Consider the following 13844-nt stretch of genomic DNA (forward strand, 5'->3'; position numbering starts at 1 on the left):
CGAAGAAGGAACGAAGACCATGCTGAAGCGCAAGATTGCTCTGGGTTTTGCCGCGGCACTGAGCGCCAGCGCCGCGCTGGCCACGGCCGCAGAGGCCCGTGACCTCACCGTCGTGTCATGGGGTGGCGCGTACCAGGATGCCCAGAAGAAGGTGTATTTCGAGCCGTTCAAGAAAGCATCCGGCGTTGCGATGAACGACGAATCCTGGGACGGCGGCGTCGGCGTGTTGCGCGCCAAGGTGCAGGGAGGTGCCGCCACCTGGGACGTCGTCCAGGTCGAAAGCGACGAGCTCGCGGTCGGCTGCGAGGAAGGCCTGTTCGAGAAGCTGGACTATTCCAAGATCGGCGGCGAGGCCGCCTATATCCCGCCGTCGGTCAATCCTTGCGGCGTCGGCGCCATCCTCTACGATTTCGTTCTCGGCTACGACAAGGACAAGCTGAAGGAGGCCCCGAAAGGCTGGGCCGACTTCTTCGACACCAAGACGATTCCGGGCAAGCGCGCCCTGCGTCAGGGCCCGAAGACCACGCTGGAGATCGCGCTCATGGCCGACGGCGTCGCACCGAAGGACGTCTACAAGGTGCTGGCGACCGACGAGGGTGTCGACCGCGCGTTCAGGAAGCTCGACACCATCAAGGGCGACATCGTGTGGTGGAAGGCCGGCGCCCAGCCGCCGCAATTGCTCGCCTCCGGCGAGGTGGCGATGACCTCGGTCTACAATGGCCGCATCGACACCGCGAACAAGAACGAGAAGAAGAACTTCGGCATGGTGTGGGACGGCGCGCTGTTCACCCTCGATAGCTGGGTGATCCTGAAGGGCAGCCCGAACAAGGACGCGGCCTACAAGTTCCTGGACTTCGTCGGCAAGGCGGAGAACCAGTCCAAGCTGTCGGAGAACATTGCCTACGGCACTTCCAACAAGGACGCAGCCGCTCTGCTCGCGCCAGCCGTTCTGAAAGACCTGCCGACCGCGCCTGACAACATCAAGAACGCGGTCGAGATCAACGTTGGCTTCTGGCTCGAGAACATCGACCGCCTCACGGAGCGCTTCAACAAATGGGCGGCGAAATAGCGCGCGGCAGCACCGGCGTGCGGCGCGCATTGGAAGCACCTTCGTTGCGGCCATCCTTCGAGACGCCCGCTTTAGGCGGGCTCCTCAGGATGAGGACGGAGTGCGCGGCGGCCATGTCACACGCGCCGATGTCGATGAGCCTCATCCTGAGGAGACCGCGAAGCGGTCGTCTCGAACGACGAGGCGCGCGCTCAGGCTGTTCCCAACCTGAAATGGTGAGGAATGTCTGGTCGACGGGGTTTATGCCATGACGGTAACGTCCCCAACCGGCGCCGATGTGTCGACCGAGGTGCCGCTCAAGCGCCGGTTGCGGCGTGCGGAGCGGACACGCCAGGTCAAGGCATTGGCGCTGGTCGCACCGCTTCTCGTCTTCCTGCTCTTCACCTTCGCCGGGCCCATCACCGGCATGCTGTGGCGCGCGGTCGATGACCGGGAGGTGCGTCAGGTTCTGCCGCACACGATCGCGGCTCTCGCCGACTGGAACGGCAAGGACCTGCCGGACGAGAAGGCTTATGCGGCGCTGGCAAGCGACATCCAGGCGGCGCGCGCCGCCGGCACAATTGCGATTGCGGCCAAGCGGCTCAACTACGCCCTGAACGGCTTTCGCACCATCCTCACCAGCACGTCGCGCAATCTGAAGGCGATGCCGCAGGCAGGCACGGCAAAGGAGACATTGGGCAAGATCAACCCGGCCTGGCGCGAGCGCAGCACCTGGACGACGATCAAGGACGCCGGCGGCCCGGTGACCGGCTTCTACCTGCTGGCGGCGCTCGACCTGACACGGAACGCGGACGGCGCGGTCGTCGCGGCGCCGCCGGACCAGGCCATTTACCGCGAGGTCTTCACTCGCACCTTCGTCATCAGCCTCAGCGTCACCATCCTCTGCCTGATTCTCGGTTTCCCGGTCGCCTACTTGCTGGCAACGCTGCCGCCGGTGCGGTCGAACCTGCTGATGATCTTCGTCCTGCTGCCGTTCTGGACGTCGCTTCTGGTCCGCACTTGCGCCTGGATCGTGCTGTTGCAGAGCAAGGGCGTCGTGAACGACAGCCTGCTCTGGCTTGGCATCATCGACGCGCCTTTGCGCCTGATCTACAACCGCTTCGGTGTCTGCGTGGCGATGACCCACGTGCTCCTGCCTTTCATGATCCTGCCGCTCTACAGCAGCATGAAGGCGATCTCGCCCGCTTACATGCGTGCCGCCACCTCGCTCGGTGCGCCACCTCTCACCGCTTTCCTGCGGATCTACCTGCCGCAGACCCTGCCCGGCATCGGCGCCGGAAGCCTGCTCGTCTTCATCCTGGCGCTCGGCTACTACATCACGCCGGCCCTCGTCGGCGGCGCCGCCGACCAGATGATCAGCTACTTCATCGCGCTCTACACGACCGAGACGGCCAATTGGGGCCTTGCTTCGGCACTGGGCGCGGTGCTGCTGCTGGCCACGCTCCTGCTCGCCCTCGTCTACGGCAGGCTGGTGCAGGGCCAGCAGGTCACGGGAGGCATGAAGAATTGAGCGATCATTCCTCCCTCCGCACGCCCAGCCAGCGCATCGCGTGGACCGCGACGCTCATCGTCTCGACGCTGGTTTTCATCTTCCTGATCGCGCCGATCCTTGCGATCATGCCGCTGTCCTTCAGCTCGGGCTCGTACCTGACCTATCCGCTGCCGGGCCTCTCCTTGCGCTGGTACGACGACTTCATCAATTCGCCACGCTGGATGAATTCCCTGAAGAACAGCATGATCATCGGCATCGCCTCGACGCTGCTGTCGATGGTCCTTGGCACGCTGGCCGCGCTGGGGCTGGCGCAGTGGAAGAGCCGGTTCAAGCCGCTCGTGCTGGCTTTCGTGCTGTCGCCGGTCGTCGTGCCTGGTGTCATCACCGCGGTCGGCCTGTATTTCTTCTTCGCGCCGATCGGACTGACCGGCAGTTATGTCGGCCTGATCCTGGCCCACACCGCGCTGGCGACACCCTTCGTGGTGATCACGGTCGGGGCGACGTTGCAAAGCTTCGACACCAATCTGGCACGCGCCGCCGCCTCGCTCGGCGCCTCGCCAATCTACGCATTCCGCCGCGTGATCCTGCCGCTGATCCTGCCTGGCCTCGCGTCAGGCGCGCTGTTCGCCTTCGCAACCAGCTTCGACGAGGTGGTCATCGTGCTGTTCATGGCAGGTCCCGAGCAGCGCACCCTGCCGCGCGAGATGTTCAGCGGCATCCGCGAGAACATCAGCCCGACCATCACGGCCGCGGCGGTGATCTTGACGACGGTATCGATCATCCTCCTCGCCACCCTGGAGGCCTTGCGCCGGCGCAACGAACGGCTCAAGGGTGGCGGCGCGTGACTGGCAGCGCCGCATCAGGCGAGGTGAAACAGGACACGACAGCGCGCCCAGTGAAAACCGGGCGCGCTTCGTTTGGGCAGTTACGCGAGCCGCATTACTCCGAGTACTTGAACTCGGGCATGTTCTTCAGCTCGTCCTTGCTCGCGTTGAACACGGCGTGGTCGGGATACCATTTCGACGCGGGCGACGTTGTGGCCGTCGCCGTCTTGTCGGTACCGGTCGCTGCGCCGGTCGTCGTGGCCGGCCGACCGGGCGGGCTGGTGGCCGCTGTGCCGCTGTAGACGACGGGCTCGTTGACGAACTTCAGCTTCTCGTAGGGCACCGCAACCAGATGCTCGCCCATGCCGAGGAAGCCGCCGACGCCGATCACGGCGATCTTGATGTTACCGTTCTTGTCCATCAAGAGGTCGTTGATCGAGCCGATATTCTCGTTGGCCTCGTTATAGACCTTCACGCCCGACATCTTCGATATTCGCCACTGGTCGGACGCGCTCGTCGTCGTGGCGGTGGCCGCGGTCGGCGCCTTGTCGGTGGTGGCGGTCGGCGCTTGCGCGAACGCAGCGGTCGCGAGCAGTGCTGTGCCAGCAAGGCCGGCAACGATCGATTTCATCATGGTGTCCTCTCCTTCCACGAAAACCTTGTGAAGAGAAAACAGCGCTGATCACGCGCGGTTCCGTGCGTGCCGCAATTTCGTCGCGCAATGCGCGAGCGGAGAATTCACAGGGCTTGTTCCTGCGTCACTTAGGAACATATTGCGATGCACGCTCCGGCGGCTATCTGTTCACGCCGAGAACTGAAGCGGTCGCGACGCCTCCGAGCAGCTGAGCGAGCGCCGACGATGAAGCCGTTCGGGGGCCATCAGTGGGCAGATTGCCGCGCCGGTGCTGGCGTCGACCGTCGCGCTCCATCTCGTCACCACCCCTTTCCTGATCAGCTGGCCGGGACCGCCCGGATGCGGCGCCGGACGGCGCCCATCAATTGACCGATGCCGCATTGCTGCCCGGCGGGGCCGAGCCCGGCGTGCGTCCGCGCCTCGTCACCGATCTTGCGCGCGCCTTCCCCAGCCTCGGCATCGAGATGCTGGCGCCCGGCACTGCGATCGTCGAGACGGGCGACGGTCCGCACCTGCACGGAATGCGCCCTGCGTGCCGAGTTCATCGAGGACGAGGGCAACCGCAAGCGCATGCTGATCGATCTCGACCAGATGCGCGCGATGCTGGAATCGGTGCTGTCGCTCCTGCGCGACGACCGCAAGATCGAGGCGGTGACGCTGGTCGACATCGCCAGCACGCTCCAGCTCGTCGCCGACCAGTTCGGCGACATGGGCTATGCCGTGCATTATGACGGGCCCGGCGTCCGCGACCACTGCCGCGCGGCCCGACGATCTGCATCGCGGCGTCACCAACCTGGTCGAGAACGCGGTGCGCTTCGGCGCCGAGGTGACGATCCGCCTCGACGTATCCGGCACGACGCTCGTCATCGATGTCGAGGACGACGGCCCCGGCATTTCGGATGCGCGCAAGCAGGAGATGCTGGAGCCGTTCGTGCGCGGCGACGACGCGCGCACCATGGACGAGTCCACCCGCTTCGGGCTCGGCCTGTCGATCGCGCGCGCGATCGCGCTCGCCCATGGCGGCGAGCTGTCGCTGCACGATCGCAAGCCGCATGGCTTGATCGCGCGGATGCAATTGCCGGTCTCGCAGGCGCCGCGGCTCGCGGCGTGAGCGCCTCCCTACGCCGCGAGCGGCGGGCGCTCGATGGCCCGATGCGGAAAGATCGCCACCGCCTCGAAGCGATAATTGCAGGCGTGGCAGGTCCAGAGATAGGAGACGCGTCCCTCACCCGGCTCGATCCAATCGGGCTGCGCGATCGGCGTGCCGCACTGGGCGCAAGGATTATCTCTGGGGATGTCGTCGGTGTGTGCAGTGACCAGGTTAGCTTTTGTCATGGCACCTCTCCCGATTTGCAGCGCTTGCATACTCGCTTTCGCGGACCACCGCGAATAGACAGGCGCGCTGTCGCGAGCGGGGGTCATCCGCCCCGAAAAGCCCGATTACGCCAGCTTTGAGTCGTAACGGCGGCACGGCAACGCAAAAACGTTAACGGCGGCGTTTGGTCACATCATCGCCGCGTTCGGGTTGCGTAACGGCAGGTGGGCGCAGGCCACTTAAGGGATATCTGATGAAAATTTTACGCATTGTCGCGCTGCTCGCGGCCGGATTGACGTTGCCGCAGGCGGCATTCGCCGGTGAAGCCGAATACGCCGAGATGGTTGCAGCCCATGCCCGCGCCAATGGCGTGCCGGAGGCGCTGGTGCATCGTGTCATCATGCGCGAAAGCCGCTATCAGCCGCACCTCGTCGGCCGTGGCGGCACCATCGGGCTGATGCAGATCAAGCTCGCGACCGCGCGCGGGGTCGGCTACACCGGCGATGCCGCCGGCCTGCGCGAGCCCAACACCAACCTCACTTATGCGGTCAAGTACCTCGCCGGCGCCTATCGCGCCGCCAATGGCGACCACGCCCGAGCTGTGCGTTATTTCGCGGGCGGCTATTACTACGCTGCAAAGCGGCAGCGGCAGGAGGCCGTGCAGGTCGCCAATATGGGCGCGACCAATATGGGCGAGACCTGGCTCGAGCCGAACGGCAATCCGCAGCCGATGTTTGGCACGCCGCCGCGCCGGAAGCTGGCGCAGAGCGTCCGCAACGCGCGGGCGCAGGCCTTGAAGTAGTTCGTGTCCCGGGCAAGCTGCGGCGCAAAAGCGCCGCGGCGCTGAACCGGGACCCAGCGCCCCACGCAAAAATGGGCCCCGGCTCTGCGACGCATCACGCCGCCAAGAAGCGGCGCGCTGCATCGCGTCCGGGGCACGTGCAGTTCCGTGCCAACACGCGTTGACCACCCCGCCCCGCTGGCATACATTAAACCCGTTCCGAGGGGTGCTCCGAGGAGGAGCTGAGATACCGCTAAATGGGCAATTCGGCCCAGGACCGCGGTGACCCTTTGAACCTGATCCGGGTCATGCCGGCGAAGGGACAGGGATGTACCAGACCACCAAGCGACCGGATTCACCGGTATCCATCATCGGCGCAGGAATCGCAGGGGCTTGGCAGGCCCTGCTGTTCGCACAGGCCGGCCACCCCGTGACCTTGCACGAGCGCGGTGACGCGGCGATGACGGACTCGACCAGCCATTGGGCCGGCGGCATGCTCGCGCCCTATTGCGAGGCCGAGGTCGCAGAACCCATCATCAGCCGATTGGGGCTTCGCTCCCTGGACATCTGGCGCCGCGAGCTGCCCGACACGCCTTTCAACGGCTCGCTCGTCGTCGCCCATCCGCGCGAGCGCAACGATTTCGAGCGCTTTGCCCGCATGACCGAGGGTCACCGCCGGCTCGATGCCGCGGGGCTCGCCGAGCTGGAGCCGTCGCTGGAGGGCCGCTTCCGCGACGCGCTGTTCTTCCCGGCCGAGGGCCATGTCGAGCCGCGCCGCGTGTTGCCGCAGCTGCACGAGCGCATCCGCGCCGCCGGCGGCACCATCAAGTTCTCCAGTGACGTCACCGCCACCGATCTCGACGGCATCGTGATCGACTGCCGCGGCCTTGGCGCCCGCGACGAGCAGCCTGACTTGCGCGGCGTCAAGGGCGAGATGATCCTGATCGAGAGCCATGAGGTGCAGCTTGCGCGCCCGGTGCGGCTGATCCATCCGCGCTGGCCGCTCTACGTGATCCCGCGCGAGGATGGCCTGTTCATGCTGGGCGCGACCTCGATCGAGGCGGAGGACACCTGCGTCAGCGTGCGCTCGGCGCTGGAGCTCTTGGGTGCAGCCTATACGGTGCATCCGGCCTTCGGCGAAGCCCGCATCGTCGAATTCGGCTCGGGCCTTCGTCCCGCCTATCCCGACAATCTGCCGCGCATCGGCATCCGCGACAGCAAGATCAGCGTCAACGGGCTCTACCGCCACGGCTTCTTGCTTGCACCTGTTCTCGCCGAGCTGACGCTTGCCTATGTCCAGCGCGGCCAGATCGACAACGAGGTGATGCAGTGCTTGTGATCGTCAACGGCGAACAGCGCGAGGTGAGCGCGGCCAGCGTCGGCGCGTTGCTCACCGAGCTCGACTACGCAGGCACCCATTTCGCCATCGCGCTGAACTACGACGTCGTGCCGAAGAGCCGCTGGGCCGAGACCGCGCTGAAGGCCGGTGACGAGATCGAGATCATCACGCCGCGGCAGGGAGGCTGAGGATGAGGACTCTTCGTTCGTTGTCCCGACGCCCGCCACACACTCCGCTGTCATCGCCCGGCTTGACCGGGCGATCCAGTACGCCGCGGCTTCTCCGCAATACGGCAAGGCCTCTGGAATACTGGATCCCCGCTTTCGCGGGGATGACAGCTGCATTTGAGGAGACACCTCCCACATGGTGACCTTCTACGGCAAAACCTTCGCCTCCCGCCTGCTGATCGGCAGCGCGCTCTATCCCTCGCCCGCGATCATGCAGGCGGCGATCCGTGCCTCCGGCGCCAACATCGTCACGGTGTCGCTGCGCCGCGAATCCGCTGGCGGCAAGACTGGCGATGCGTTCTGGAACCTGATCCGCGAGCTCGACGTCACCGTGCTGCCGAACACCGCCGGCTGCCGCACCGTGCGCGAGGCGGTGACGACGGCAAAGCTCGCACGCGAATTGTTCGGCACCAGCTGGATCAAGCTCGAAGTCATCGCGGACAACGACACGCTGCAGCCCGATGTCGTCGGCCTGGTCGAAGCCGCCACTATCCTGATCAAGGACGGCTTTGAGGTCTTCCCCTATTGCACCGAGGATCTCTCGGTTGCCAACCGTCTCGTCGACGCCGGCTGCAAGGTGGTGATGCCATGGGCCGCGCCGATCGGCAGCGCAAAAGGTATCACCAACCGCGATGCGCTGAAGCTTTTGCGCGAGCGGCTGCCCGACATCACGCTGGTGGTCGACGCCGGCCTGGGGGCGCCCAGTCACGCGGCGCAGGCCCTCGAGCTCGGCTATGACGCCGTGCTGCTCAACACCGCCATCGCCAAGGCCGCCGATCCCGTCGCGATGGCGAATGCATTCCGCTTGGGCTGTGATGCCGGCCGCACCGCTTACGAGGCCGGGCTGATGAATGCCCGCGACTTCGCCTCCCCCTCCACCCCTGTCGTTGGGACCCCGTTCTGGCATGCCGTATCCTGATCGCTTCTACCCCGTCGTCGACAGCCTCAAATGGGTCGAGCGCCTGACCAAGCTTGGCGTCGGCACCATCCAGCTGCGCGCGAAAGAGCTGAACGACGCCGACGCGCTGCAGATCGTCACCGACGCGCTGGCGATCACCAAGGGCACGCAAGCCAAGCTGGTGGTGAACGACTACTGGCGTGCAGCGGTCGTCGCCGGCGCAAAGTACTTGCATCTCGGCCAGGAGGATCTGGCGGACGCCGACCTCAAGGCGATCCGCGAGGCTGGGCTCTCGCTCGGCATCTCCACCCATGACGACGAAGAGCTTGCCACCGCGCTCAAAGCAAAACCCGACTATGTCGCGCTCGGCCCGATCTTCTTCACCACCTTGAAGTCGATGCGCTTCGAACCGCAGGGCATTCCGAAGATCACGGAATGGAAGCAGCGCATCGGCAACATCCCGCTGGTCGCGATCGGCGGCATCAAGTTCGAGCACGCCGCGGAGATCTTTGCGGCGGGTGCGGATTCCATCGCCGTCGTCAGCGACGTCACCCAAAATGCCGACCCGGACGCCCGCGTGCGGCAATGGCTCGGCCAATCAGCGGAGGTTGCATGATGCATGTCCCGCTCTCACCCCACACTCCACTGTCAACGCCCGGCTTGACCGGGCGATCCAGTACGCCGCGGCTTCTCCGTACCCCACTACGGTCTCTGGAATACTGGATCCCCGCTTTCGCGGGGATGACAGCTGTAATCGACGCTCGTGCAGCGAAACTAGCGAATTAAGGAGAATCCCATGAACATCCGCTCCAACCCCGATAAGACCGTGCCCGCCGTCACCACCGGTCCCCTTCCCTCCTCGCGCAAGATCTTCGCGACGCCGGACGCCGCGCCCGACCTGCGCGTGCCCTTGCGCGAGATCATCCTCTCCGAAGGCGCCGGCGAGCCCAACCTGCCGGTCTACGACACCTCGGGCCCCTACACCGATCCGAGCGTCACCATCGACGTCAATGCCGGCCTGCCCCGCAACCGCAAGCAATGGGTGCTGGAGCGCGGCGGCGTCGAGGAATATGAGGGCCGGCAGATCAAGCCGGAGGACAATGGCAGCGTCTCCACCGACAAAGCCGCGCGCGCCTTCTCGGCCTATCACAAGCCCTTACGCGGCCTCGACGGCCACAAGGTGACCCAGCTCGAATTCGCCCGCGCCGGCATCATCACCAAGGAGATGATCTACGTCGCCGCGCGCGAAAACCTCGGCCGCAAGGCACAGCTCGAGCGCGCCGAAGTCGCCCTCGCCGACGGCGAAAGCTTCGGCGCCTCCGTGCCCGCCTTCATCACCCCGGAGTTCGTGCGCGACGAGATCGCGCGCGGTCGCGCCATCATCCCCTCCAACATCAACCACTCCGAGCTCGAGCCGATGATCATCGGCCGCAACTTCCTCACCAAGATCAACGCCAATATCGGCAACTCGGCGGTGACCTCGTCGGTCGAGGAAGAGGTCGAGAAGATGGTGTGGGCGATCCGCTGGGGCGCCGACACCGTGATGGACCTCTCAACGGGCCGCAACATCCACACCACCCGCGAATGGATCTTGCGCAACTCGCCGGTGCCGATCGGCACCGTGCCGATCTACCAGGCGCTGGAGAAGTGCAACGGCGATCCCGTGAAGCTGACTTGGGAGCTCTACAAGGACACCTTGATCGAGCAGTGCGAGCAGGGCGTCGACTATTTCACCATCCACGCCGGCGTGCGCCTGCAATACATCCACCTCACCGCCAACCGCGTCACCGGCATCGTCTCACGCGGCGGCTCGATCATGGCGAAGTGGTGCCTCGCGCATCACAAGGAGAGCTTCCTCTACACGCATTTCGACGAGATCTGCGACCTCATGCGCAAGTATGACGTCTCGTTCTCGCTCGGCGACGGCCTGCGTCCGGGCTCGATCGCGGACGCCAACGACCGCGCGCAGTTCGCCGAGCTCGAGACGCTCGGCGAGCTCACGAAGATCGCGTGGGACAAGGGCTGCCAGGTCATGATCGAGGGCCCCGGCCACGTGCCGATGCACAAGATCAAGATCAACATGGACAAGCAGCTCAAGGAGTGCGGCGAAGCGCCGTTCTACACGCTCGGGCCTCTGACCACCGACATCGCGCCGGGCTATGACCACATCACCTCAGGCATCGGCGCTGCCATGATCGGCTGGTTCGGCTGCGCCATGCTCTGCTACGTCACGCCGAAGGAGCATCTCGGCCTGCCTGATCGTAACGACGTCAAGACCGGCGTCATCACCTACAAGATCGCCGCCCACGCCGCCGACCTCGCCAAGGGCCACCCCGCAGCCCAACTGCGCGACGACGCCCTCTCCCGCGCCCGGTTCGAATTCCGCTGGACCGACCAGTTCAACCTGGGCCTCGATCCGGACACCGCCAAGAGCTTCCACGACGAGACCCTGCCGAAGGAAGCCCACAAGGTCGCCCATTTCTGCTCGATGTGCGGCCCAAAATTCTGCTCGATGAAGATTACGCAGGACGTGCGGGATTATGCAGCGACGCTGAACGATCCGAACAGCGTGGGCATGTCGATGCAAGGCACGGCCGAGGACGGCATGGCCAGGATGAGCGCGAAGTTCAAGGAGATGGGGAGCAGCGTTTATCTGGATGCGGAGAAGGTGAAGGAGAGTAATCGGGTGCTGTGAGACGCCCCTCTCGTCATGCCCGGGCTTGACCCGGGCATCCATCCGAAAATGAAAGGCCGGGTAGATAGCCCGGCTTTTTTCGAAACGTCGCTTCAAGAGACTGTCTTCTTCAACAACGGCTGATCCTGTTTGACAGCAAGCGAGCATCCCGCTTCCCACGGGAAACGCCGATTGACGTCCTGCCAGATGACCTGGAGGCAGGGGAATGCAAGGCGGGACTTGGAGTAAAACCAGATCGCCGTGCCGAGATATTCGGGGTAATCCTTGAACGGCACTTGCCAGAAGCCGAGCTTATAATCGTTCTCCAGAAACTCGCCGGAGATATCGCCGTCGACAAACTTGTGACCATCCGCCACGCGATCGCGAACTAGGTTGATGATGGCCTGCGCGTTCTCCGGGCGCTGGCCGAAGATGATAAGCTCGGGGTGGCCATAATTCACGAACAACCCAATTGAAAATGCGAACGGCGGGTCGGCATCGGGAATGCCGACGATATGGCAGCCGTGATTGCGGACGTTACGCAAGATGATCTTGTCGACTTCATGCTCGGGCTCGGGCCACTCGAACTTCTCTTGCATCTTCACCTCGACGAACCTGGTGGCGTGGCATTCAGTTCGACCCATCGTACAGCAACAGCATGTAGGATGAATGGCAATCGTAGCCCGGATGATCGACGTGTCGAACACTGCCTTCCACCGCCTCCCCGACCTCCTCCGTCCCAACCTCCGCCTCGTCTTCGTCGGCACCGCCGCCTCGACGCGCTCGGCCGAGCTCGGGCACTACTACGCCCATCCCGGCAACCGCTTCTGGCGCGCGATCCATGAGGCCGGGATCACGCCGCGGTGCTATCAGCCGGGCGAGTTCGCATCGCTGATCGCGCTCGGGATCGGCTTCACCGATCTCTCCAAGACGGGCGCCGGGATGGACCACCAGATCGCGGCGGAGACGATCGACGTGCCCGGCTTCAGGGCGAAGATCGAGAAGTACCGGCCACGGACGATCGCGTTCACGAGCAAGAAGGCGGCGAGCTTGTTTTACGGCAGGCCGTCAGTTGTGATTGCGCTGGGGCGGCAGCCGTCGGATGAAAGCTGGCCGGAGACATTCGTACTGCCCTCGCCGTCGGGTGCTGCGTCCGGGCATTGGACGCTGGAGCCGTGGCGCGAGCTGGCAACGTGGATTGGTCGCGTACGCTGAACGGCTACTGCCGGATTGCATCTGCTCTCGTGTCCCGGGCAAGCGCAGCGCAGACCCGGGACTCAGAAGCTCCAGCGCGTTCGTCATGGGCCCCGGCTCTGCAGCGCATCGCGCCGCAAATGGCGGCGCGCTGCACTGCGTCCGGGGCACGCCATCACCGATATTTCGCACACAGTCTGTCGGAAAACCGCATCCGTCATTCGTCCTCTGGAAACGATCACCCCGGAGCCCCACATGCCTCCCACCATCACCGCCTTCGAATCCTCCCCCGACCGCGGCAAAGGGCATGCGCGCGACATGCGCGTCCGCTGGGCGTTCGAGGAGGTCGGGCAGCCCTACGACGTTCGCCTCCTCTCGTTCGCCGCAATGAAGCAGCCGCCGCATCTTGCGCTGAATCCGTTCGGGCAGATTCCGACCTATGAGGACGGCGATCTCGCCCTGTTCGAGTCCGGCGCGATCGTGCTCCACATCGCCGAGCGCCATGATGGCTTGCTGCCGAAGGATGCGAATGCGCGAGCCCGCGCGATCGCCTGGATGTTCGCTGCGCTGAGCACGGTGGAGCCGCCGATCGTCGAGCTCGCAATGGCGATGCTGTTCGAGCGCGACAAGAGCTGGTACGCGGAGCGCCTGCCCATGCTGCAGGATCGCGTCCGTGCCAGGCTCGGCGAATTGTCCCGCCGCCTCGGCAAAGCCGACTGGCTCGACGGCGCGTTCAACGCCGGCGATCTCATGATGGTGACGGTGCTGCGCCGGCTCAACACATCGGGCCTGCTGGACGAATATCCCGAGATCGCCGCCTATGTCGTCCGCGGCGAATCGCGGCCAGCCTTCAAGCGCGCGTTCGATGCGCAGCTGGCGGTGTTTAAGGCTGCATCGCGTCCGTAGCCCGCGACGGTTGCAAGCCCGTGAGTGCGGCGATACGACTGAGGTGGACGCCCCCAAGGGGCCTCCTCAGCCCAGGAAACCACCGCAATGAGCGACAGTCTGACCGGCGTCTGGGACGGCAGCTACATCCAGCCGGGCGTCGGAATGATCACGTTCACGGCGACCTTGGTCGAGACCGGGGGCGCGCTCGGCGGGAGCGTGACCGAGCCATGCATGATGCCGGGCTGCCCGTTGAGCACGCACAATTCCTGGATTGCGGGTCATCGCTCCGGTAGCGCGGTCTCGTTCGTCAAGCGCTACGACCCGCCCGGCTTCGGCTACGACCGTGTCACCTATGAGGGCACGGTGAACGCCGACTCGACCGAAATCGACGGGCGCTGGCGCGTGACGGGCGATTCCGGATCGTTCCTGATGATCCGCGCCAGTAAGCCTGCGCAGGCGGTTACGACCGAAACGCGCGCCAAGGAGCCAACCCGCTAAGGGGCACAACG

At 65.0% G+C, this 13844-nt stretch carries 17 protein-coding genes and 1 riboswitch; of the genes, 13 read left to right on the forward strand and 4 right to left on the reverse strand.

What is annotated here, in order from left to right; all coding sequences use genetic code 11:
* Positions 1-19 precede the first annotated feature (19 nt).
* From YU9_RS0109590 to YU9_RS0109600, 3 genes are all read left to right on the forward strand, one after another.
* Positions 20-1069 (forward strand): ABC transporter substrate-binding protein, encoded by a 1050-nt coding sequence (locus tag YU9_RS0109590; RefSeq protein WP_027572616.1) that lies wholly within the window; start codon positions 20-22, stop codon positions 1067-1069.
* A 247-nt stretch (positions 1070-1316) separates the two neighbouring features.
* Positions 1317-2579: an ABC transporter permease gene (locus YU9_RS0109595; protein WP_027572617.1), complete on the forward strand. Its 1263-nt coding sequence runs from the start codon at positions 1317-1319 to the stop codon at positions 2577-2579.
* A complete protein-coding gene (locus YU9_RS0109600; RefSeq protein ID WP_027572618.1) occupies positions 2576-3406 on the forward strand; it encodes an ABC transporter permease in 831 nt (276 codons plus the stop codon). Before YU9_RS0109595 ends, YU9_RS0109600 begins: the two co-directional genes overlap by 4 nt.
* 94 nt (positions 3407-3500) lie before the next feature.
* Here the strand turns inward: YU9_RS0109600 and YU9_RS0109605 are convergent, their stop codons facing one another.
* Both YU9_RS0109605 and YU9_RS51025 read right to left on the reverse strand, forming a co-directional pair.
* Positions 3501-4019, reverse strand: coding sequence for a PRC-barrel domain-containing protein (locus tag YU9_RS0109605; protein WP_036017201.1), 519 nt, complete (start codon positions 4017-4019; stop codon positions 3501-3503).
* A gap of 317 nt (positions 4020-4336) precedes the next feature.
* Positions 4337-4729: a hypothetical protein gene (locus tag YU9_RS51025; RefSeq protein WP_027572620.1), complete on the reverse strand. Its 393-nt coding sequence runs from the start codon at positions 4727-4729 to the stop codon at positions 4337-4339.
* A gap of 5 nt (positions 4730-4734) precedes the next feature.
* Between YU9_RS51025 and YU9_RS41210 the strand changes: the two genes are divergently transcribed.
* On the forward strand, positions 4735-5130 hold the full coding sequence (locus YU9_RS41210; RefSeq protein ID WP_371259132.1) for an ATP-binding protein: 396 nt from the start codon (positions 4735-4737) through the stop codon (positions 5128-5130).
* An 8-nt stretch (positions 5131-5138) separates the two neighbouring features.
* Here the strand turns inward: YU9_RS41210 and YU9_RS0109620 are convergent, their stop codons facing one another.
* Positions 5139-5354 (reverse strand): hypothetical protein, encoded by a 216-nt coding sequence (locus tag YU9_RS0109620; protein ID WP_027572622.1) that lies wholly within the window; start codon positions 5352-5354, stop codon positions 5139-5141.
* A 233-nt stretch (positions 5355-5587) separates the two neighbouring features.
* Here YU9_RS0109620 and YU9_RS0109625 point away from each other — a divergent pair, with 233 nt between their 5' ends.
* The 6 genes from YU9_RS0109625 (at position 5588) to thiC (ending at position 11274) form a co-directional block, all read left to right on the forward strand.
* Positions 5588-6136, forward strand: a complete 549-nt coding sequence (locus tag YU9_RS0109625) for a lytic transglycosylase domain-containing protein (RefSeq protein ID WP_027572623.1) — start codon at positions 5588-5590, stop codon at positions 6134-6136.
* A 191-nt stretch (positions 6137-6327) separates the two neighbouring features.
* Positions 6328-6456: riboswitch (TPP riboswitch) on the forward strand.
* Complete coding sequence (locus YU9_RS0109630; protein WP_027572624.1) at positions 6444-7454, forward strand: FAD-dependent oxidoreductase; 1011 nt, start codon at positions 6444-6446, stop codon at positions 7452-7454. (Overlaps the previous riboswitch by 13 nt.)
* Positions 7445-7642 carry a sulfur carrier protein ThiS gene (thiS, locus tag YU9_RS0109635; RefSeq protein WP_027572625.1) on the forward strand — a complete coding sequence of 66 codons (198 nt, stop codon included), beginning with the start codon at positions 7445-7447 and terminating at the stop codon, positions 7640-7642. The genes YU9_RS0109630 and thiS overlap by 10 nt, the downstream gene beginning before the upstream one ends.
* Before the next feature lie 175 nt (positions 7643-7817).
* On the forward strand, positions 7818-8600 hold the full coding sequence (locus YU9_RS0109640) for a thiazole synthase (protein WP_027572626.1): 783 nt from the start codon (positions 7818-7820) through the stop codon (positions 8598-8600).
* Entirely contained in the window at positions 8587-9195 is a 609-nt protein-coding gene (locus YU9_RS0109645; RefSeq protein WP_027572627.1) for a thiamine phosphate synthase, read from the forward strand. The genes YU9_RS0109640 and YU9_RS0109645 overlap by 14 nt, the downstream gene beginning before the upstream one ends.
* A 180-nt stretch (positions 9196-9375) precedes the next feature.
* A complete protein-coding gene (gene thiC, locus YU9_RS0109650; RefSeq protein ID WP_027572628.1) occupies positions 9376-11274 on the forward strand; it encodes a phosphomethylpyrimidine synthase ThiC in 1899 nt (632 codons plus the stop codon).
* A 92-nt stretch (positions 11275-11366) separates the two neighbouring features.
* Here the strand turns inward: thiC and YU9_RS0109655 are convergent, their stop codons facing one another.
* On the reverse strand, positions 11367-11852 hold the full coding sequence (locus tag YU9_RS0109655) for a DUF4262 domain-containing protein (protein WP_198028221.1): 486 nt from the start codon (positions 11850-11852) through the stop codon (positions 11367-11369).
* Positions 11853-11949: 97 nt separating this feature from the next.
* On the opposite strand from YU9_RS0109655, the gene YU9_RS0109660 reads away from it, so the two are divergent.
* From YU9_RS0109660 to YU9_RS0109670, 3 genes are all read left to right on the forward strand, one after another.
* A complete protein-coding gene (locus tag YU9_RS0109660; protein ID WP_027572630.1) occupies positions 11950-12468 on the forward strand; it encodes a uracil-DNA glycosylase family protein in 519 nt (172 codons plus the stop codon).
* Between the two features lie 234 nt (positions 12469-12702).
* Complete coding sequence (locus tag YU9_RS0109665) at positions 12703-13353, forward strand: glutathione S-transferase family protein (RefSeq protein WP_027572631.1); 651 nt, start codon at positions 12703-12705, stop codon at positions 13351-13353.
* An 87-nt stretch (positions 13354-13440) separates the two neighbouring features.
* The gene (locus YU9_RS0109670) at positions 13441-13833 is read left to right on the forward strand and encodes a hypothetical protein (RefSeq protein WP_027572632.1); all 393 of its coding nucleotides are present in this window, start codon (positions 13441-13443) and stop codon (positions 13831-13833) included.
* Positions 13834-13844: the final 11 nt, after the last annotated feature.

The sequence above is a fragment of the Bradyrhizobium sp. WSM1743 genome (assembly GCF_000473065.1).
Taxonomy (GTDB): Bacteria; Pseudomonadota; Alphaproteobacteria; order Rhizobiales; family Xanthobacteraceae; genus Bradyrhizobium.